The following is a 19,971-nucleotide window of genomic DNA, read 5'->3' on the forward strand; positions in this document are numbered from 1 at the left end:
CTCGCTCACCCGCACATCATCGCGCGGACCGCCCACATCCGCCGCCCCCCGGACCGCACCCCGGCGGGCCCTCACCCCCAGCCGTGCGAGGCGTCCTCGTGCATCGGCGGGCACGTCCCGCCCGGCTCCGTCGCGGCCTCGAAGTGCCACATCTCGTTCGCGTACGTGCGGCACAGGCCGAACCGGGGGCCGTGCTCGCCGAGCCACAGCGCGCCGTCCGTCGGCCCGACGTCGATCGCGAGGCCCGCGACGTGCTCGGAGGTCTCGGGCGGGAGCACCCACCGGTGGGCCTCCTCGGGCGACCCGTAGCGCTCGAGCGCCGCCTCGACGAGCTGCTCCTGCTCCGCCGCGGTGCGCCACCCCGAGGTGAGCGTCAGCTCGACCCCCTCGGCGTCGGCGGCGGCCCGCGCCTCGTCGAAGCGCCGCTCGAGCTCGGGGTCCAGCCCGGTCGCGGTCTGGGGGCGCAGGGTGGGCGACGGGTCGGCGACGGCGTCGCCGTCGTGCGTCGTCACGGTGAGGTACGTGAGCGCGCCCGCCGCGCCGAGCGCGCCGACGGCGAGGACGCCGAGCACGGTGCGGGCGACGCGCCGCGGGCCGCGAGAGCCCGGGACGTGGCGGGCGGGCGGGGTGGGGCGCAGGGGGGTCGTGGTCATGGGACGAGGCTCGCCCGCGGCGACCTCGCGCCACATCGACCCGACGGCGACTCCTCGGCCCCGCCGTGCGGTGCAGCCGGTCGGGGAGCGTCCGCCCCCGGCCCGACGTCGTTCCGCCCTGGGGCGGAGGCGGCACGGGCCGGGTTCCCTCCCGGGGCGGTGCCGCGCACGACCCGCCCCGGCTACCGTGGACGCGTGCCCCCGACGACCCGCCTGCCCGTGTGGGCGCAGGACCTCGCGACCGCGCTCGTCGCGGGCGCCGTGTGGTTCACCGTGGTCATGGTCATGGAGCGCGGCGACTACTGGTACCCGCGCTTCCCCGACTCGTACCGGGTCGCCGGGCTGGGGATCGTGCTCGCGCTCGCGCTGCGGCGCGTCGCGCCCGGCCCGCTGTTCTGGGGCACCGTCACGCTGTACCCGCTCGCGATCCCCTGGATCATGCAGACCCCGTTCGAGCTCGTGCCGCTCATGATCGCGGCCTTCGCGGCGACGCGGTCCGGGGCGGTGCCGCCGGTCCTGGCGACGGTCGGCGCCGGCCTCGCGGCGTTCGCGCTGCAGCTCGCGGGGCGCCCGGGCCTCGTCCTGCCGCCCCGGCCCTTCTTCGTCGAGGAGCTCTGGGTCGCGAACTCCCCCTCCGACGTCGTCCTCGCGCTCGCCCTCGTGCTGGTCGCGGTAGCCGCGGGGTACTTCTTCCGCCGCCTCGCCCTCACGTCCGAGAGCCTGCGCGAGCGCAACGCGGAGCTCCAGGCGCTCCAGGCCGAGCTCGCGGAGCGCGCCGTGCTCGCCGAGCGCACGCGGATCGCGCGCGAGCTGCACGACGTCGTCGCGCACCACATGTCGGCGATCGTCGTGCGCGCCCAGGCGGCGGACCGCGTCGCCGCGAACCGTCCGGACGCGCCGGCCGAGGCCGTGCGGTGGATCGCCGACGAGGGCAAGCAGGCGCTCACCGCGATGCGGTCCGTCGTGCAGGTGCTGCGCCGCGGCACCGAGGCCGACGGCGGCACCGCGGCCCTCGCCCCGACGCCCGACGGCGACCGGGCCGCGGACGAGCTGCGCGCGGCCGCCCGCCGCCTGCGCGACGCCGGGCGCGCCGTCGACCTCACGCTCCCCGACCCGTGGCCCGCGACGAGCGCCGAGTCCGGCCTCGCCGTCGTCCGCATCGCCCAGGAGGCCCTGACCAACGTGCTGCTGCACTCCCTCGCCCACGACGTGACCGTGACCCTGACCGACCGTGCGGGCGACCTGCGCCTGCGCGTCCACGACGCCGGACCGCCGCTGCCGAGCACCGACGGGCGGCAGGGCCACGGCCTGACCTCCATGCGCGAGCGGGCGCTCGCGGCCGGGGGCGCGCTGTCCGCCGGGCCGGACGGGCGCGGCGGCTGGACGGTCGAGGCGCGAGTCCCCCGGGCGGCGGCGTGAGCGCCCCCGGCACGGGCACGACGCCGGTCCGCGTCGTCGTCGTGGACGACCAGGCGACCATCCGGCTGGGCCTGCGCATGATCCTCGACAACGAGCCGGACGTCACGGTCGTCGGCGAGGCCGGGGACGGGGAGACGGCGGTCGCCATGGCGCGCGCCCTGCGCCCCGACGTCCTGCTCATGGACGTGCGCATGCCCCGGCTGGACGGCATCGAGGCGACCGCGCGCATCGTGGCCGACCCCGAGCTCGCGGCGGTGCGGACGCTCGTCCTCACGACGTTCGACGACGACGAGTACGTCTACGGCGCGCTGCGCGCGGGCGCCGCCGGGTTCCTCCTCAAGGACGCGGACCCCCAGTCGCTCGTCGACGCCGTGCACCGCGTCCACGCCGGCGACTCCCTGCTCGACCCGGCGGTCACGGGCCGCATCATCTCGACCTACGTCGAGCTCGCCCGGCAGGCGCCGCTCGCGGCCTCCGACGCCGTCGAGACCGGGTCCGCGGTCACCGGGCTCGACGCGGCGACCCCGCGCGAGCGCGAGGTGCTCCTCGCGGTCGCGCGCGGCCTGTCGAACCGCGAGATCGGGGCGGAGCTGCACCTCACCGAGGCGACCGTGAAGAGCCACGTGCGGTCGCTGCTCACCAAGGTCGGGCTGACGAACCGGGTGCAGCTCGTGATCCTCGCGTACGAGGCCGGGTTCGTGCGGCCGGGCGGCACGGCCTGAGCCCGGCTCACGCCTCCGGGGGCAGGCCCTCGACCGCGTGCCCGAACGCCTCGACGATGCGCCACATGTCGCCGAGCAGCACCTCGACGCGCTGCTCGAACCCGTCTCCCACGTAGACCCACGTGTCGTGCGACCCGTCCCTGCGGTGGAGCGACACCACGAGCTCCGACGCCGACCGCTCGTCCCGGTGCACGCCGTCCGGCGACGCGTGCGCCGCGAGGGTCGTGGCGGGCACCGTGAGCTCCGGGCCGAGGTGCTTGCGGTCGTGCGGGTGGTCGCCCTCCTCGTGGACGGCCACGCACCACGGCGGGCAGTCGTCCACCTGCCAGGACGGCCTCCCGAGCGGCGAAGCCCACACTGCTGATCCCCCTGTCGTGCTGTCGAGCACGTCGGTCATGCCGATCACCTCCCCGGCGACGGGACCATGATGCCGGGGGCGTCCGACACGCCGGACCGCGCCGTTACGAAGGCGGTGGACGGAGGAGCGAGACGGGGTCGACGTCGAGCCGCTCGGCGAGCTTCTCGACCGAGCGGAGGGTCAGGTTGCGCTCCCCGCGCTCGACCCCGCCCATGTAGGTCCGGTGGACGCCGAGGAACTCGGCGAAGTCCTCCTGGCTCATCCCGCGGCCGACCCGGAGGGTCCGCAGGTTCTCACCCAGCGCGCGCTGCAGATCTCCTTGCACGCGTGCAACCGTCACCCAGCGCTACTCCTCGGTCTACAGACTTATCAGTATCACCCCGTTCCCGAACGACCCCTCCCCCCGCTCCGCGAGGGGCGCCCGCGCGACGCGTGCTACTCATAGATAGCACACTGCGGGCCCCCCGTCACACGACGGAGCCCGACGGCGGAAGGGGACTCGCGCCGTCGGGCTCCGGGTTTCGTGGGGCCGGGAAGGGTCAGCCGGCCGCCACGCTCCCGGCAGGCGGGGTCGCCGCCTGCCCGTCCTCGGTGCTCGCGCCCTCGTGGGCCGCGAGACGCTCTGCCCGCACGACCTCGCGGCTGCTGCCGCGGTAGGCCGCGACGAGGATGTCGCGCATGTCCTCCAGGACCGGCATCCGCGGGTTCGCCGGGGCGCACTGGTCCTCGAACGACCGGAGCGCGAGGTCGTCCAGGCGGCTCATGAACGCGCGCTCGTCGACCCCCTGCGCGGCGAACGTCGCCTCGATGCCCACCTTGGCGCGCAGCTCCTCGACCGCCTTCGCGTACGACTCGACGCCCTCCTCCGGGGTGGAGGCCGGCAGCCCGAGGTGCTTCGCGATCTCCTGGAACCGCTCCGGGGCCACGTAGCGCTCGTACTTGGGCCAGCTCGTGAGCTTCGTGGGCACCTGGCCGTTGTAGCGGATCACGTGCGGCAGGAGCACCGCGTTGGTGCGCCCGTGCACGAGGTGGAAGGTCGAGCCCACGGTGTGCGCCATGGCGTGCACGATGCCGAGCATCGCCGAGCCGAACGCCATGCCCGCGATGGTCGCCGCGTTGTGCATCTTCTCGCGGGCCTTCGGGGCCGCCGCGCCCTGCGTGACCGAGTCCTCGATGTGCTCGAAGACCATCTTGATCGCCTGCAGGCACAACCCGTCGGTGAAGTCGTTCGCGTAGACGGAGACGAACGCCTCGGTCGCGTGCGTGAGGGCGTCGAAGCCCGAGTCGGCCGCGAGCTTCGCCGGCATGGTGTCCGTGAGCACGGGGTCGACGATGGCGACGGTCGGCGTGAGCGCGTAGTCCGCGAGCGGGTACTTGAAGCCCGTCTCCGGGTCGGTGATGACCGCGAACGGTGTCACCTCCGCGCCGGTGCCCGACGACGTCGGGATGCACACGAGCTTCGCCCTCCCCCCGAGCTCCGGGAACTTGTAGGCGCGCTTGCGCACGTCGAAGAACTTCTCCCGCATGTCGGAGAACTCGATCTCCGGGTGCTCGTACCGCAGCCACATGACCTTGGCGGCGTCCATCGGCGACCCGCCGCCGATCGCGATGATCGTGTCGGGCTCGAAGTCGCGCATCGACTCCGCGCCGCGGTTCACGGTGCCGACGCTCGGCTCCGGCTCGACCGCGTCGATGATCTGGATCGCGACCTTCTCCTCGCGGCGGGCGAGGACGTCGAGCACGCGGTCGACGACGCCGATGCGGCTCATGACCTTGTCGGTGACGATCGTGACGCGGTGCACGTCGCGCATCTGCGCGAGGTACTGGATCGAGTTCGGCTCGAAGTACGTCTTGGCGGGCACCTTGAACCACTGCATGTTGTTGTTGCGCCGCCCGATCCGCTTGACGTTGATGAGGTTGACCGCCGACACGTTGTTCGACACCGAGTTCGCGCCGTAGCTGCCGCAGCCGAGCGTGAGCGACGGGAGCAGCGCGTTGTAGATGTCGCCGATGCCGCCGAGCGACGTCGGGCTGTTCCACAGCACGCGCACGGCCTTCACGCGCGACCCGTACCGCTCGACGAGCGCCTCGTCGGACGTGTGGATCGCGGCCGAGTGGCCCAGGCCGTCGAGCTCGACCATGCGCTCCGCGAGGCGGACGCCGTGCTCGGTGTCGCGTGCCCGCAGGACGGCCAGGACGGGCGTGAGCTTCTCGCGGCTCAGCGGCTCGTCGGGGCCGACGTCGTCGATCTCCGCGAGGATGATCGACGTGTCGTCGGGGACCTCGAACCCGGCCTCGCGCGCGATCCACACCGGCGACTTGCCCACGACCTTCGGGTTGAGCTTCGCCCCCGCGCAGTTCGTGCCGTTCGCCTCGACCCCGAAGATCAGGCGCTCGAGCATCGCCTTCTCGGCGGGCGTCACCCGGTAGGCGTGCAGGCGGGCGAGCTCGCGCATCGCGTCGTCGTAGATCACGTCGTCGAGGATGAGCGCCTGCTCCGAGGCGCACACCATGCCGTTGTCGAACGCCTTCGACATGACGACGTCGTTGATCGCGCGGCCGAGGTCGGCGCTCTTCTCGACGTAGGCGGGGACGTTGCCGGCCCCGACGCCGAGCGCCGGCTTGCCGGCCGAGTAGGCCGCGCGGACCATGCCGTTGCCGCCCGTGGCGAGGATGAGCGCGACGCCCGGGTGGTGCATGAGCGTGTTGGTCGCCTCGATCGACGGGTGCTCGACCCACTGGATGCAGTCGTCGGGCGCGCCGGCCGCGACCGCGGCGTCACGCACGATGCGGGCCGCCTCGACCGACGAGCGCTGCGCGCTCGGGTGGAACGCGAACACCACGGGGTTGCGCGTCTTGAGCGCGATGAGCGACTTGAAGATCGTGGTCGACGTCGGGTTCGTCACCGGCGTCACGGCGCACACGACGCCGACGGGCTCGGCGATCTCGACGACGCCCGTGAGCTCGTCGCGACCGATGACGCCGACCGTCTTGAGGTTCGCCATCGAGTTGGGCACGTGCTCGCACGCGAAGATGTTCTTCGTCGCCTTGTCCTCGAAGACGCCGCGCCCGGTCTCGGCGACGGCCATCTGCGCGAGGTGGCCGTGCTGGTGCAGGCCGGCGACGGACGCCTTGAGGACGATCCGGTCGACGTCCTCCTGCGTGAGGCTCATGTACTGGTCGAGCGCCTTGCGGGCCCGCTCGACGAGGACGTCGATCTCGTGCGTCGTGCGGGTGTCCTCGGTGCGGTTCTCGACCTTCGTGCTGGCGCTCTTCGCGCTCATGCGTCCCCTCCGGTGCCCGACCTCGCCGGGCGTCGGCCGCGGGTGTGCCGGGGCCGGGATGCCCCGGCTCCTTCGGCGGTCTCTCTACTTGTGAAGGTTTTCACAAGCCGCGCGTCCCCACAAGGGTCCGGCCCCGATGCGGGCCGAAGGTCCCCGCCTCCTCGTGACCTCCGCACCGCGGCCAGCGCGCCGTAGGGTGGGTGACCATGACCGCCGAGCAGACGACGAGCCCCTCGCCCGCGACCGAGAGCCGCGCCGCGACCGACCGACCGGACGGCACCCCCCACGACCCGTACCTCTGGCTCGAGGACGTCGAGGGCGACGAGGCGCTGGCCTGGGTCCGCGCCCGCAACGCCGAGGTCGCCGACACGCTCGAGACCGCCGACGAGTTCGCCGCGACCGAGCGTGCGATCCGCGAGGTGCTCGACTCCGACGCGAAGATCCCCGAGGTCTCGAAGATCGGCGACCGGTACTACAACTTCTGGCGCGACGCGCAGCACGAGCGCGGCGTCTGGCGGCGCACGACGCTCGAGTCCTACCGCACCGACGACCCGGAGTGGGAGACCGTCCTCGACCTCGACGCGCTCGCCGCGGCCGAGGGCGAGTCGTGGGTCTGGCACGGCGCGAGCGTCCTGCGCCCGACGCCGGAGCAGCTCGCCGCGGGCGAGCCGTGGCGGCACGCGCTCGTCGAGCTCTCCCCCGGCGGCTCCGACGCCGACGTCACGCGCGAGTTCGACCTCGTGGAGAAGCGGTTCGTCGCGCCGGAGGACGGCGGCTTCCACCGCGCCGAGGCCAAGGGCTCGCTCGGCTGGATCGACGCCGACACCGTCTACGTCTTCACCGACTTCGGCCAAGGCACGCTCACGCCGTCCGGGTACCCGCGCGTGGTCAAGCGCTGGACGCGCGGCACCCCGCTCGACGGCGCGGTGACCGTCTACGAGGGCACCGACGACGACATGTACATCTCCGCCTGGCGCTCGCACACGCCCGGGTTCGAGCGCGACTTCGTGCACCGCTCCAAGGCGTTCTACTCCGACGAGCTCTACCTCGCCGAGCGCGCCGGCACGCCCGAGCAGCGACTGACGAAGATCGACGTCCCCGACTCCGCCGAGGTCGGCGTGCGGCGCGAGTGGCTGCTCGTCGAGCTGCGCGACGACTGGACCGTCGGCGGCACGACGTACCGCGCCGGGTCGCTCCTCGCGGCCCGGTTCGACGACTTCCTCGCGGGCGACCGCGGCTTCACCGTGCTCTTCGAGCCCACGGCGACGACGTCGCTCGCCGGCGCCACGTGGACGCGCCACCACCTCGTCGTCAACGTGCTCGACGACGTGAAGAACCGGCTGCACGTGCTGACGCCGCCGGACGCCGCCGCGCCCGGGGGCGCCGTCGGGCAGGAGGCCGCGGACGCGCCGTGGGTGCGCTCGGAGATCCCGGGCCTGCCCGCGCTGGGCACCGTCGCCGTCGGGGCGGTCGACCCCGTCGACACCGACGACCTCTGGCTCGTCACGACCGACTACCTCACGCCGACGACGCTCTCGCTCCTGTCGCTCGGCGAGCACCCGGGCGACGCGGGCGCGCCCGAGGTCGTCAAGTCCAACCCCGCGTTCTTCGACGCCGACGGCATGACGGTCGCGCAGCACTTCGCCACGTCCGACGACGGCACCCGCGTGCCGTACTTCGTCGTGGGCCGCGCGGACCTCGTCGCGGGGGCGGGCGACGGCGGCAGCGGAACCGGTACCGCGCCCACGCTCCTGTACGGGTACGGCGGCTTCGAGATCTCGCTCACGCCCGCGTACTCCGGCGCGCTCGGCCGCGCGTGGCTGTCGCAGGGCGGCGTCTACGTCGTGGCGAACATCCGCGGCGGCGGCGAGTACGGGCCCGCCTGGCACCAGGCCGCGCTCAAGGCGAACCGGCACCGCGCCTACGAGGACTTCGCCGCCGTCGCGCGCGACCTCGTCGCCCGCGGGATCACCACGCCCGAGCACCTGGGGATGGAGGGCCGCTCCAACGGCGGCCTGCTCGCCGGCAACATGCTCACGCAGTACCCCGAGCTGTTCGGCGCCGTCATCGTCGGCGTGCCGCTGCTCGACATGCGCCGCTACACGAAGCTCCTCGCGGGGGCGTCGTGGGCCGCGGAGTACGGCGACCCGGACGACCCCGAGCAGTGGGAGTTCCTCCGCACGTTCTCGCCGTACCACCTGTTCGACGCCGAGCGCGACTACCCGCCCGTGCTGTTCACGACGTCGACCAAGGACGACCGCGTCCACCCGGGCCACGCGCGCAAGCTCGCCGCGAAGATGCTCGGCGAGGGCAAGGACGTCACGTACTACGAGAACATCGAGGGCGGCCACGGCGGCGCCGCGAACAACGCCCAGGCCGCGCACATGGCCGCGGTGCACTACCGCTTCCTCGCCGAGCGCCTCGGCTGACCGGGCGCTCCCCCCGGGCCGAGCAGGTGGTCCTGGCGCGTCCGCGAGACCGGACGCGCCAGGACCACCTGGTCGGCGAGGTGCGGGCGGGCCTCAGGAGTGCGGCACCGTCGCGGTGATGAGGGTGCCGTCCTCGCGGCGGTTGCCGGAGAGGGCGCGCAGGCTCGGGCGGCCCGGCCTGACCGGGCCCTGGCCGTCGAGCGCGACGCGCGCGACCTCGCCCGGGACGACCTTCACCTGCTCGCCGCGCACGACGACCTGAGCGCCGTCGCCGGTCTCGGCGTCGAGCTCGATCGCGTCGGGCAGCACGGTGACGCGCAGCCGCGAGCCGCGCCACTGCACGCGGAACGTGAGCGACTCCCACTCCTGGGGCAGGCGCGGGTCGAACGTGAGGTCGCCCTCCGAGTCGCGCATGCCGCCGAACCCGTACGCGAGCGCGGACCACGTGCCGCCCGCGGACGCGACGTGCACGCCGTCGGACGCGTTGGCGTGCAGGTTCGCGAGGTCGACGAAGATCGACGACACGAAGTACTCGAGCGCGAGCTCGTGGTACCCCACCTCGGCGGCGACGATGGACTGCACGACGCCCGAGAGCGTCGAGTCGCCCGTGGTCAACGGGTCGTAGTACTCGAAGTCGGCGAGCTTCTCCTCGGCGCTGAAGTGCTGCCCCTGGAGGAACAGCGCGAGCACGACGTCGGCCTGCTTGAGCACCTGGTAGCGGTAGATGACGAGCGGGTGGTAGTGCAGCAGGAGGGGCCGCTTGTCCTCGGGCGTGTGCGCGAGGTCCCAGATCTCGCGCTCGAGGAAGTGCGAGTCCTGCGGGTGGATGCCGATGCTCTCGGCGTACGGGATCGACATGTGGTCGGCCGCGCGGACCCACTCCGCGGCCTCGTACGCGCCGAGCGAGAGCCGGTCCACGAGACGCGCGTAGTCCTCGGGGTGGTCGGCCTTCATGCGCTCGACGACGTACGCCGCGGCGCGCAGGTTGAAGCGCGCCATGACGTTCGTGAAGAGGTTGTCGTTGACCACGGTCGTGTACTCGTCCGGCCCGGTGACGCCGTGGATGTGGAAGTTGTCGTCGCCGTTGGCGCGCCAGAAGCCGAGGTCCTCCCACATGCGCGCGGTCTCGACGAGGATGTCGGCGGCCTCGCGGCGCAGGAAGTCCTCGTCGCCCGTCGCGCGCACGTACTGCACGAGCGCGTAGCTCACGTCGGCGTCGATGTGGTACTGCGCCGTCCCGGCCGCGTAGTAGGCGGACGCCTCCTCGCCGTTGATCGTGCGCCAGGGGAAGAGCGCGCCCTTCTGCGACAGCTCCGCGGCGCGGCGCCGGGCGGCGTCGAGCATCTGGTAGCGGAAGCGCAGCGCATTGCGCGCGTACCGCGGGCTCGTGTACGTGAGGAACGGCAGGACGTAGATCTCGGTGTCCCAGAAGTAGTGCCCGCTGTACCCGGAGCCGGTGAGGCCCTTCGCGGGGACGCCGTTGCCCTCGGCGCGCGCCGTGGCCTGCGCGAGCTGGAACAGGTTCCAGCGCACGGCCTGCTGGACGCCCGGCTGGCCGGGGATCTCGACGTCGGAGCGGGCCCAGAAGTCGTCGAGCCACTCGCGCTGGAGCGCGAGCTGGGCCTCGACGCCGGTCTCGCGCGCCCGGTCGAGCGTGCGCCGGCAGCGGTCGACGAGCTCGCGCGACGGCACGCCGCGCGACGTGTGGTACGCGACGAGCTTGGTGAGCCGGATGGGCCGCCCGGGCTCGGCGTGCACGCGGAAGACGTGCTTCGCGAGGTCGTCCTCGGCGAGCGTGCGCACGTCCCACTCGTTCTCGGTCTCGAGCAGGTCGTCGGCCGCGACGGCGAGCGTCATGCCGGAGTTGGTGCAGCGGTAGGACAGCACGAGGCGCTCGTCGTCGCCGAACTGCGTCTGCGGCTGCAGCACCCGGCCGGTGAACTGGTTCGTCTTGCGCGGGTCGAAGCCCTCCCCCAGCGACGCGGACCGCACGTGGTACTCGTCCTGGCCGTCCTGGCGGTTGAGGATCTGGGACGAGATCGCGACGGGCGCGGCCGCGTCGAGGAGCGTGACCTCGAACGTCATGACGGCGAGGTGGCGCTCGACGAACGACACCATGCGCTGCGAGCGGATCTGGACGCGCTTGCCCGACGGCGTGCGCCACAGCAGCTCGCGCCGCAGGACGCCGTCCTGGAGGTCGAGCGAGCGCTCGTAGTCGATGAGGTCCGCGACGGGCAGCAGGAGGGGCTCGTCGTCCACGTAGAGGCGGATGACCTTGGCGTCCGGCACGTTGACGATCGTCTGCCCGACGCGCGCGAAGCCGTACGCCTCCTCCGCGTGCCGGATGGGCCACGTCTCGTGGAAGCCGTTGACGAACGTGCCGTGCGAGTGGGACTCGCGGCCCTCCTCGACGTTGCCGCGCATGCCGAGGTAGCCGTTCGCGACGGCGAACAGCGTCTCGGTGACCCCCAGGTCCTCCGCGGAGAACTGCGACTCGACGAGCCGCCACGGGTCGGCCGGGAAGCGCAGGCGGTCGACGGTGCCGCGCTCGTCGGCGGTCCGGCGGATCACGCGCCCGCCTCCTCGTCGGCGGGGGCGGTCACGGCGGGACGGACGGCGTCGGCGGTCGCCTCGCGAGGACGGTCGAGGACCGTCGCGTCGAGCTCGCCGAGGTCGGCCACGACGACGTCGGCCCCGTGCGCGAGCAGCGCGTCCGCGCCGACCCCGCGGTCGACGCCGAGCACGAGCCCGAACCCGCCGGCCGCGCCGGCCTGCACCCCCGACAGCGCGTCCTCCACGACGACGGCCTCCGCGGCGGGGACGTCGAGCAGCTGGGCCGCGTACAGGTACGTGTCCGGTGCGGGCTTGCCGGCGACGTGCTCGCGCGCCGCGACGTTCCCGTCCACGACGACCGCGAACCGGTGCGTGAGCCCGGCCGCCGCGAGGACGGCGGGCGTGTTGCGCGACGACGACACGACGGCGACCGCCGCGCCCGCCGCGGTCACGGCGTCGAGGAACCGGACCGAGCCCGGGTACGGCGCGATGCCCTCCTCGGCGAACATGCGGTTGACGATCTCGTCCTTGCGGTTGCCGAGCGCGCACACGCTGGACTCCCCCGGCGCGTCCGTGACCTCGCCGCGCGGCAGCGTGACGCCCCGCGACGCGAGGAACGTCGCGACGCCGTCGTACCGCGGCTTCCCGTCGATCGACGCGAAGTAGTCCGCGGCGGTGTACGGGGCGAGGCCGTGCGCGGCGCAGTAGGGCGCGAACAGCCGTTCCCAGGCGCGCATGTGGAGCTCGGCGGTCGGCGTGAGGACGCCGTCGAGGTCGAACAGCACGGCTCGCAGGACGGGCATGGAGATCCTTCGCGGTGGGGGGACGAGGGTCTGCGCCCGGCCGTTCCCGCGCCGTCCGGAGGCCGCGGGACGGCCGTCCGCACGTCGCCGTCGTGACCGTCGCGCGAGGTCAAGCGTACGCACCCGGAGCCGTGCGCGGAAAGCGCTCAGGGCGTGTCCGGGCGACGCTCAGGCGTGGGCGCGCTCGGCCAGGACGTCGGCGACGCGGCCGAGGTTCGCGAGCAGCGCGCGGTGCTCGTCGGGCGTGCCGGCGACCCCGCGACCGGGGCCGCCGCCGACGCCGGACCGCGGCGCGCCGAGGAGCGTCACGTCGTCGAGCGCGGGCAGCCCGAGCCCGATGCGGCGCCACGGCACGCTGACGAGGTCGGCGAGCTCGCCCAGCGCCGGCCCCGCGCACTGCGAGACCTCCGCGGGCGGCAGCGCGGCCCAGAGGCGCACGCCGCGCTCGACCGCGCGCGCGACCGTCTCCCAGGACCGCTCGTCCCACGCGCCGAGCGTCAGGCCGACCGCGTCGGCGCCCGCGAGGACGACCGGCGCGACGCCCACCCAGGCGGGCCCCACGTGGACGACCGTCGACGCGGACGCGGCGCGCGCGGCGTCGAGCACCGGGCGCAGCCCGTCCACGAGGTCCGGGCCGGGGACGGCGCGCAGGCGCGAGTAGCCCGAGAACGTGGGCAGCACGCCCGCGCCCACCTGCGCGAGCAGCGGCTCGTCCACCTGCACGACGACGTCCGCCCCCGGGACCTGACGGCGCACCTGCGCGACGTGCTCGGCCACGCCCGCGGCGAGCGCCTCGACGACCTCGCGCACCGCGCCGCGGTCGGACAGCACGCGGTCGCCGCGCGCGAGGTACACCCCGGCGGCGAGCGTCCACGGCCCGGTGACCGTCACGGCGAGCGGCCCTGCGTACCCGGCGCCCGCGATGGCGAGCGCCTCCACGTCCTCGCGAATGTACGCCTCCGCGCGGCGCAGGTCCGCCCCGCCGTGGTCCGCGAGCTTCCAGCCGTGGGGGCCGAGCTCGACGGGCAGCCCGGGCAGCAGCGCCGCGGTCCGCCCCGTCGCGTCGGCGCCGGGCCCGCGGCCCGGGAGCTGGACGAGGAACGGCACGCCCCGCACGCCCGTCGGCACGTCGGCGAGGTCGCCGAGCACCGTGAGCTGCGCCTCGAGGACGTCCGCGCCCTCTCCGCCGGGCCACGGCCCGAGCCCGCTCACCGCGGTCATGCCGCACCCCCGCGGGCCGCCTCGCGCGGGAGACCGCGCACCTCGTCACGAACCACGTGCCGTCCACCTCTCTCCAGGAGCACACCGGAACACCGAGCCGTGCCGCGACCCCGCCGGGGTCCGGGGGCCGCACGGCCGTCCCGCGGAAGGACCCCGCCATGGGCACGCACGAGAACAAGGCCGCCGCCGTCGCCGTGCACACGCACGCGATCCCGGGCAACCACGCCGACGCCGTCGCGGCGCTGCTCGCACCGGGCTTCCGCAACCACGACGCGGCACCGGGCGGCGACGGGGGCGACGAGGGCCTCGTCGCGACCATGCACTGGTACGCGGACGCGTTCGAGGACCAGCACGTCGAGGTGCTGCACGCGGTCGCGGAGGGCGACCTCGTGGCGCTGCACGTCGAGCTCAGCGCACGGCACACCGGCTACTTCCGCGGCGTCGCGCCGACGGGCCGCCGCTTCCGCGTGCGCGAGATGCACGTGCTGCGCTTCACCGAGGGGCGCGCGGCCGAGCACTGGTGCGTGCGCGACGAGTCGGCGCTCGTGCGGGCGCTCGCTCACCCGACGGCCGTCGGCGTCGGCTGAGCCCCCGGCTCGCGCGGGGCGCCGGAGCCTCGGCCGGCCCGGTACGCCCGGTCGACCGTGCCCTGCCCGAGCACGCGCGTGCCGGCGTAGACGACGAGCGACTGACCGGCCGCGACGCCCCGGAGCGGCGTGCCCGTGAGCTCGACCTCGATCGCCCCGCCCGGGACGGCGCGCACGTGCGCGGGGACGGGCGCACCGTGCGCACGCACTTGCACCTCGACGTCGGCCGCCTCGCCCGCGGGCGGGCACGCGTCGTCGAACCACACGGCGGCACCCGCCTCGATCCGGTCGACGCTCAGCAGCTCGGCCGGGCCGACGACCACCCGGTTGCTCGCGGGCTGGACGTCGAGCACGTAGCGCGGGCGGCCGTCGGGCGCGGGGCGGTCGATCCCGAGCCCCTTGCGCTGCCCGACCGTGTACGCGTAGGCGCCGTCGTGCTCGCCGAGCACCGTGCCCTCCGCGTCGACGATCTCCCCCGGCCGTGCGCCGAGGCGCGCGCGCAGGAAGCCCTGGGTGTCGCCGTCGGCGACGAAGCAGATGTCGTAGGAGTCGGGCTTCGCGGAGACCGACAGGCCGCGCCGCGCCGCCTCGGCGCGCACCTCGTCCTTGGACGCGAAGCCGCCGAGCGGGAAGATCGCCCGCGCGAGCCGCTCGGGACCCATGACCGCGAGGACGTAGGACTGGTCCTTCGCCGTGTTCGGGGAGCGGTGCAGCTCGCGCACCGTGCGCACCCCGTCCGGCGCGGACGCGTCGGGGACCTCCCGCGTCTCGACGCGCGCGTAGTGGCCCGTCGCGACGGCGTCGAACCCGAGCGCGGTCGCCTTATCGAGCAGCGCCTCGAACTTGATGTGCTCGTTGCAGCGCACGCACGGGTTGGGCGTGCGCCCGGCCTCGTACTCCGCGAGGAAGTCGGCGACCACCGTGTCCTCGAACCGCTCGGAGAGGTCCCACACGTAGTACGGGATGCCGAGCACGTCGGCCGCGCGGCGCGCGTCGCCCGCGTCCTCGATCGAGCAGCACCCGCGCGAGCCGGTGCGGAACTGGTCGCGATCGCGCGAGAGCGCCATGTGCACGCCGACCACCTCGTGCCCGGCCTCGACCGCGAGCGCCGCGGCGACGGCCGAGTCGACGCCGCCCGACATGGCGGCCAGGACCCTCACGCGGCACCTCCCGTGGGGCTCGTGACGCGCGTGCGCGCCGGGCTCGACGCGAGGCCCGCGGCCCGGGCGCGCTCGACGGCCCGGGGCAGGGCGTCGAGGAGGCGCGCGACGTCGTCGCGCGTGGACGTCACGCCGAGCGAGAAGCGGAGCGCACCCCGCGCGTCCGCCTCGGGGACGCCCATGGCGAGCAGGACGTGCGACGGCTGCGGCACGCCGGCCTGGCACGCCGAGCCGGTCGAGGCCTGCACGCCTGCGGAGTCGAGCAGGTAGAGCAGGGAGTCGCCCTCGGCGCCGGGGAAGGTGAAGTGCGCGTTGCCGGGCAGGCGGTCGACGCCGTCGTGCGCGCCGGGCTCGGGCCCGCTGAGGACGGCGTCCGGGACGCGCTCGCGCACGCCCGCGACGAGCTCGTCGCGCAGCGCGGCGAGGTGCGCGGCCCGCTCGGCCCGGTGCGCGACCGCCTCGGTGACCGCGACGCCGAACGCGCGGATCGCGGGGGCGTCGAGCGTCCCCGAGCGCACGCCGCGCTCCTGGCCGCCGCCGTGCAGCACGGGCGTGAGCGGGGCGTCGCGCCGGGCGACGAGCGCGCCGACGCCGACCGGGCCGCCGAGCTTGTGCCCGGAGACGGTCATCGCGTCGAGGCCGCTCGCGGCGAAGTCGACCGGCACCTGCCCGACGGCCTGCACGGCGTCGGAGTGCACCGGGATGCCGTGCGGCCGCGCGAGCTGCACGACCTCCGGCACGGGCTGCAGCGTCCCCACCTCGTTGTTGGCCCACATGACGGAGATCAGGGCGATCTCGTCCGTGTGCTCGGCGATCTCGGCGCGCAGGGCGGCGAGGTCCACGCGCCCCTCGGCGTCCACGGGCAGCAGGACGATCTCGGCGCCCGCGTGCTCCGCCATCCAGAACGCGGGGTCGAGCACCGCGTGGTGCTCGACGGCGGACACGACGATGCGCCGCCGGCGCGGGTCGGTGGTGCGCCGGCCCCAGAACAGGCCCTTGACCGCGAGGTTGTCGGCCTCCGTGCCGCCCGCCGTGAAGACGACCTCGCTCGGTCGCGCGCCGAGCGCGGCGGCGACCGACTCGCGCGCCTCCTCGACCGTGCGCCGCGCGGCGCGCCCCGCGGCGTGCAGCGACGACGGGTTGCCCGTGCGGGTCAGCTCGTCGACGAACGCGTCGCGCGCCGCCGGGGACAGCGGCGTCGTGGCGGCGTGGTCGAGGTACGCCGTCACGGGGACGGGGGTCGGCCCGCCGTGCGCGCCGGGGCGGGCGCCGGTCGCGGGGCCGGGAGCAAGGGTCACGGTCACCCAGTCTACGAACCGCAGGGCCGCGCTCGTCGTCCGAGGGGTGGGCGGCGCTGGACATCCCGGCGGAAAGCGCTAGGTTGTGGGACATCTACGCCCGGCCGTCGCCGGGCGCTCGCCCGGTCGCAGGACCGCCGTCGCGCGCCACACGTCGCCGCGGGACGGGAACGTGCCGCGGGCGGGACCGTCCAGCCACCGACAGGGGAAGTGGCCTCTCGATGCCCGACGACGTCGCGCCGCCCGCCGTCGAGGCCGCCGGGGACGTCCCGGTCGCCTCGGGCGGCCGACGCCTGCGCTGGGCCGACCTGCCGCTCGCGCTGCGCGACGAGCTGGAGGCGGTCGCCGGGGGCAGGGTCGTGCACGAGCGGTCGGTCCCGGCGGGGTTCAGCCCGGGACTCGCGTCCGTCCTCACGCTCGACGACGGCAGCCGCCTCTTCGTCAAGGCCGCACGGACCGCCGACGAGCCCGTGGCCGCCGACCTGCACCGCGCCGAGGCGAAGGTCGCGACGCGGCTGCCCCGCGCGGTCCCGGCGCCGCGCTTCGCCTGGGGCCACGGCGACGGCGACTGGGTCGCCCTCGCGTACGAGGCGGTCGACGGGCGCTCGCCCGGCACGCCGTGGGACCCGCACGAGCTCGACCGCGTGCTCGCGGCGCTCGTCCGCGTCGCGTCCGTGCCCGGCGCCCGGGCGATGCGCCTGCCGCCGACCGGCCCCGACTTCGCCGACATGGCGACCGGCTGGCGGGCCCTGCGCGCGCACCCCGACCCCGGCCTCGCCACGCTCGTGCCCTGGGCCGCGACGCACCTCGACGCGCTCGCCGAGGCCGAGCGCGGGGCGCTCGTCGCGTGCGAGGGCGAGTCGTTCGTGCACGGCGACCTGCGCGCCGACAACGTGCTGCTGACCCCGGAGAAGGTGTACCTCGTCGACTGGCCGTACGCGTCGCGCGGCGCCGCGTGGCTCGACCTCGCGATGCTCCTGCCGAGCGTCGTCATGCAGGGCGTCCGGGACGTGTGCGAGCCCGTCACGGTGAGCGCCGACCCGGCGCGACGCGCGCGCGGGGGCGCCTGGGCGGCTGCGACGTTCGCCGCGCACCCGCTCGGCCAGGACGTGCACCCCACGGACCTGCGCGCCGTCGTCGCCGGGATCGCCGGGTACTTCCTGCACTCCGCGCGGCAGCCCGCGATCCCGACCGTCCCCCGCCTGCGACCGTTCCAGCGCGCCCAGGGCGTCGCGGCCGTCGCGTGGCTGGAGCAGCTCGGGCTCTGAGCGTGTACGGGCCCCGGCGCCGTCGTGGCGCCGGGGCCGTCGTGGCGTCGGGGCCCGGGCGTCAGTCCTGCCAGACCTGCACGACCGCGGGCCGCGGCCCGGCGAAGGCTCCCGGCGGCACCGGGGCGCCCGGCGTGAGGTAGTCCGGGAAGTGCGACACCTGCGCGTCGAACGTCCCGTCCTCGCCGGGGTGCTGCACCGCGACGTAGACCATGCGGTCCGCCGAGTCCACGACGGGCCCGCACGTCTCGGCGCCGCGCGGCACCGAGAGGAACTGCTCGACCCGCCCGCGCTCGCGGCCGTCGAGCGTGACCTTGAACAGCCCGTCGCACTTCTGGATCGTGCTCGGCTGGCCGTCGGTCGAGATCCACAGGTTGCCCTCGGCGTCGAACGCGAGGTTGTCCGGGCAGGAGATCGGGGAGACCTTCTCCTTCGGGTAGCCCGAGAAGTAGGTGGAGGTGTTCGTCGCGGGGTCGCCCGCGACGAGCAGCAGGTTCCAGCGGAACGTCAGCGACGCGGCGTCGTCGCGGTCCTCGACGATCTCCACGACGTGCCCGTCGCGGTTGGTGTTGCGCGGGTTCGGCTCGGTCGCGGCCTCGGCCGCCGCCGGACCGCGCGCGGTGTTGTTGGTGCACGCGACGTAGACGCGACCCGTGACCGGGTTGGGCTCGACGTCCTCGGGGCGGTCCATCTTCGTCGCCCCGACCTTGTCGGCCGCGACGCGCGTGTAGACGAGCACCTCCTCGACGGTCATGCCCTCGACCTCGCTGCGCCCGTCGACGACGAGCGGGACCCACTCGCCCCGGCCGTCGAACGCGCCGTCGGACGGCACCGCGCCCGACCCGTCGATCTCGGACGCCGGCGAGTCGCCGCGGAACCGCGCGACGTACAGCGAGCCCTCGGTGAGCAGCGTCTTGTTGTGGCGGCGCGCGCCCTCGCTGTTCCCCGGGCGCATCGTGCGCGACGAGACGAACTTGTACACGTAGTCGAAGCGCTCGTCGTCGCCCATGTACGCGACCGCGTTCCCCCGGCGCGAGAGGATCACGTTGGCGCCCTCGTGCTTGAACCGGCCGAGCGCGGTGTGCTTCACCGGCGGCTCGTCGGGCGCGTACGGGTCGATCTCGACGATCCAGCCGAACCGGTTCGGCTCGTTCTCGTACCCGGGGTTGCGGGCGTCGAACCGCGGGTCGTCGAGCTCCCACCCGTACCCGGTCGCGGCGTCGCGCAGGCCGTAGCGCGCGTCGTGGCCCGTGCCCGACGTGCGGAAGTAGCCGTTGTAGTTCTCCTCGCCCGAGAGCACGGTGCCCCACGGGGTCGTGCCGCCCGCGCAGTTGTTGAGCGTGCCGAGCACGCGCGTGCCCGACGGGTCGGCGACCGTCCTGACGAGGTCCGACCCCGCGACGGGCCCGGTGAGGCGGAACTCGGTCCCGAGGTGCACGCGGCGGTTGTACCGGCTGTCGGCCACGTAGTCCCACGGCGTCCCGGTCCGACGACGGCGCACCTCGACGACGGACATGCCGTGCGCCGCGCGCTCGATCGCGCGGCGGGTCGGGGCGTCGTACGAGGCGTCGAACATGATCGCCGGGTTCGTGTACTCGTGGTTCGCGACGAGCAGCCCGCGCGTCCCCCGGCCCGGCCCCTTCCCCGCGCCACGGCCGCCGGCGAGGGCGTGCTGGCGCTCGAACGGCAGGATGTCGAGGTAGTCGTTGTTGTAGCCGAACTGCCGCGCCTGCTGCTCCGGGGTCTGGCGAGAGACGTCGAACGGCGCACCGCCGCGCAGGATCGGGTCGCCCCAGCGGATCACCGGGCGCCACCGGTAGCCCTCGGGGACGACGAGCGCGTCGCGCGTCGCGGGCTGGGGCGAGATCGCGCCGAACGCGAGGCCCTTCTGCGGGCGGCCACCGCCGTGGCCGCCGTGCGCCACGACGCCCTGGGCGGCGGCGGGCGGCGCGGCGACGGTCTGCGCGCCGAGCACGACGGCCGCGGCTCCCACCGCGAGCCCGCCGAGCAGCGCGCGGCGCGACAGCGCGCCCGCGACCACGTCGCGGAACGTCTCGTTCGCGCTCTCGTTGGGGACCGGGTGCGAGCACGCGTCCGCGCACTTCAGCCGGCAGGTGACGGGGCTGCGCTTGCCGCGCGCGTGCGGCGCGACGGAGAGCAGGGGGCGATGCTCAGGGGCAGGCGTGATCGTCATCGGTCGTCTCCACGGGTCGGGG

15 protein-coding genes are annotated in these 19,971 nt (G+C 74.8%); 5 read left to right on the top strand and 10 right to left on the bottom strand.

Going from position 1 to position 19,971, the window contains the following annotated elements; translation table 11 throughout:
- Positions 1-71: 71 nt before the first annotated feature.
- Positions 72-653 (bottom strand): M15 family metallopeptidase, encoded by a 582-nt coding sequence (locus tag MT994_RS18910; RefSeq protein WP_194520991.1) that lies wholly within the window; start codon positions 651-653, stop codon positions 72-74.
- Positions 654-848: 195 nt separating this feature from the next.
- On the opposite strand from MT994_RS18910, the gene MT994_RS18915 reads away from it, so the two are divergent.
- Positions 849-2,072, top strand: coding sequence for a histidine kinase (locus tag MT994_RS18915; RefSeq protein WP_168946063.1), 1,224 nt, complete (start codon positions 849-851; stop codon positions 2,070-2,072).
- A complete protein-coding gene (locus MT994_RS18920; RefSeq protein ID WP_031315413.1) occupies positions 2,069-2,794 on the top strand; it encodes a response regulator transcription factor in 726 nt (241 codons plus the stop codon). Before MT994_RS18915 ends, MT994_RS18920 begins: the two co-directional genes overlap by 4 nt.
- 7 nt (positions 2,795-2,801) lie before the next feature.
- On the opposite strand, the gene MT994_RS18925 is transcribed toward MT994_RS18920, so the two are convergent.
- From MT994_RS18925 to adhE, 3 genes are all read right to left on the bottom strand, one after another.
- A complete protein-coding gene (locus tag MT994_RS18925) occupies positions 2,802-3,191 on the bottom strand; it encodes a hypothetical protein (protein WP_021480880.1) in 390 nt (129 codons plus the stop codon).
- A gap of 64 nt (positions 3,192-3,255) precedes the next feature.
- Positions 3,256-3,477, bottom strand: a complete 222-nt coding sequence (locus tag MT994_RS18930) for a helix-turn-helix transcriptional regulator (RefSeq protein ID WP_031315411.1) — start codon at positions 3,475-3,477, stop codon at positions 3,256-3,258.
- 214 nt (positions 3,478-3,691) lie between these two features.
- Positions 3,692-6,436, bottom strand: a complete 2,745-nt coding sequence (gene adhE / locus MT994_RS18935; RefSeq protein ID WP_354807536.1) for a bifunctional acetaldehyde-CoA/alcohol dehydrogenase — start codon at positions 6,434-6,436, stop codon at positions 3,692-3,694.
- 206 nt (positions 6,437-6,642) lie between these two features.
- On the opposite strand from adhE, the gene MT994_RS18940 reads away from it, so the two are divergent.
- The gene (locus tag MT994_RS18940) at positions 6,643-8,865 is read left to right on the top strand and encodes a prolyl oligopeptidase family serine peptidase (protein ID WP_354807538.1); all 2,223 of its coding nucleotides are present in this window, start codon (positions 6,643-6,645) and stop codon (positions 8,863-8,865) included.
- Between the two features lie 93 nt (positions 8,866-8,958).
- On the opposite strand, the gene MT994_RS18945 is transcribed toward MT994_RS18940, so the two are convergent.
- The 3 genes from MT994_RS18945 to MT994_RS18955 form a co-directional block, all read right to left on the bottom strand.
- Complete coding sequence (locus MT994_RS18945) at positions 8,959-11,436, bottom strand: glycosyl hydrolase family 65 protein (protein WP_043656207.1); 2,478 nt, start codon at positions 11,434-11,436, stop codon at positions 8,959-8,961.
- A complete protein-coding gene (locus MT994_RS18950) occupies positions 11,433-12,221 on the bottom strand; it encodes a beta-phosphoglucomutase family hydrolase (protein ID WP_354807539.1) in 789 nt (262 codons plus the stop codon). Before MT994_RS18950 ends, MT994_RS18945 begins: the two co-directional genes overlap by 4 nt.
- A gap of 168 nt (positions 12,222-12,389) precedes the next feature.
- Entirely contained in the window at positions 12,390-13,442 is a 1,053-nt protein-coding gene (locus tag MT994_RS18955) for a hypothetical protein (RefSeq protein ID WP_354807541.1), read from the bottom strand.
- A gap of 158 nt (positions 13,443-13,600) precedes the next feature.
- On the opposite strand from MT994_RS18955, the gene MT994_RS18960 reads away from it, so the two are divergent.
- Positions 13,601-14,029, top strand: a complete 429-nt coding sequence (locus MT994_RS18960) for an ester cyclase (protein ID WP_194520996.1) — start codon at positions 13,601-13,603, stop codon at positions 14,027-14,029.
- Here MT994_RS18960 and mnmA read toward each other — a convergent pair.
- Both mnmA and MT994_RS18970 read right to left on the bottom strand, forming a co-directional pair.
- Positions 14,002-15,189 (bottom strand): tRNA 2-thiouridine(34) synthase MnmA, encoded by a 1,188-nt coding sequence (mnmA, locus tag MT994_RS18965; RefSeq protein WP_354807543.1) that lies wholly within the window; start codon positions 15,187-15,189, stop codon positions 14,002-14,004. The genes MT994_RS18960 and mnmA overlap by 28 nt on opposite strands.
- Entirely contained in the window at positions 15,186-16,418 is a 1,233-nt protein-coding gene (locus MT994_RS18970) for a cysteine desulfurase family protein (protein ID WP_354807573.1), read from the bottom strand. Before MT994_RS18970 ends, mnmA begins: the two co-directional genes overlap by 4 nt.
- 290 nt (positions 16,419-16,708) lie before the next feature.
- Here MT994_RS18970 and MT994_RS18975 point away from each other — a divergent pair, with 290 nt between their 5' ends.
- Positions 16,709-17,755, top strand: a complete 1,047-nt coding sequence (locus tag MT994_RS18975; protein ID WP_354807545.1) for an aminoglycoside phosphotransferase family protein — start codon at positions 16,709-16,711, stop codon at positions 17,753-17,755.
- A gap of 61 nt (positions 17,756-17,816) precedes the next feature.
- Here MT994_RS18975 and MT994_RS18980 read toward each other — a convergent pair whose 3' ends face one another.
- On the bottom strand, positions 17,817-19,949 hold the full coding sequence (locus tag MT994_RS18980; RefSeq protein ID WP_194520999.1) for a PhoX family phosphatase: 2,133 nt from the start codon (positions 19,947-19,949) through the stop codon (positions 17,817-17,819).
- Positions 19,950-19,971 lie beyond the last annotated feature (22 nt).

The organism is Cellulosimicrobium sp. MI9406 (assembly GCF_040595865.1).
Lineage (GTDB): Bacteria > Actinomycetota > Actinomycetes > Actinomycetales > Cellulomonadaceae > Cellulosimicrobium > Cellulosimicrobium funkei.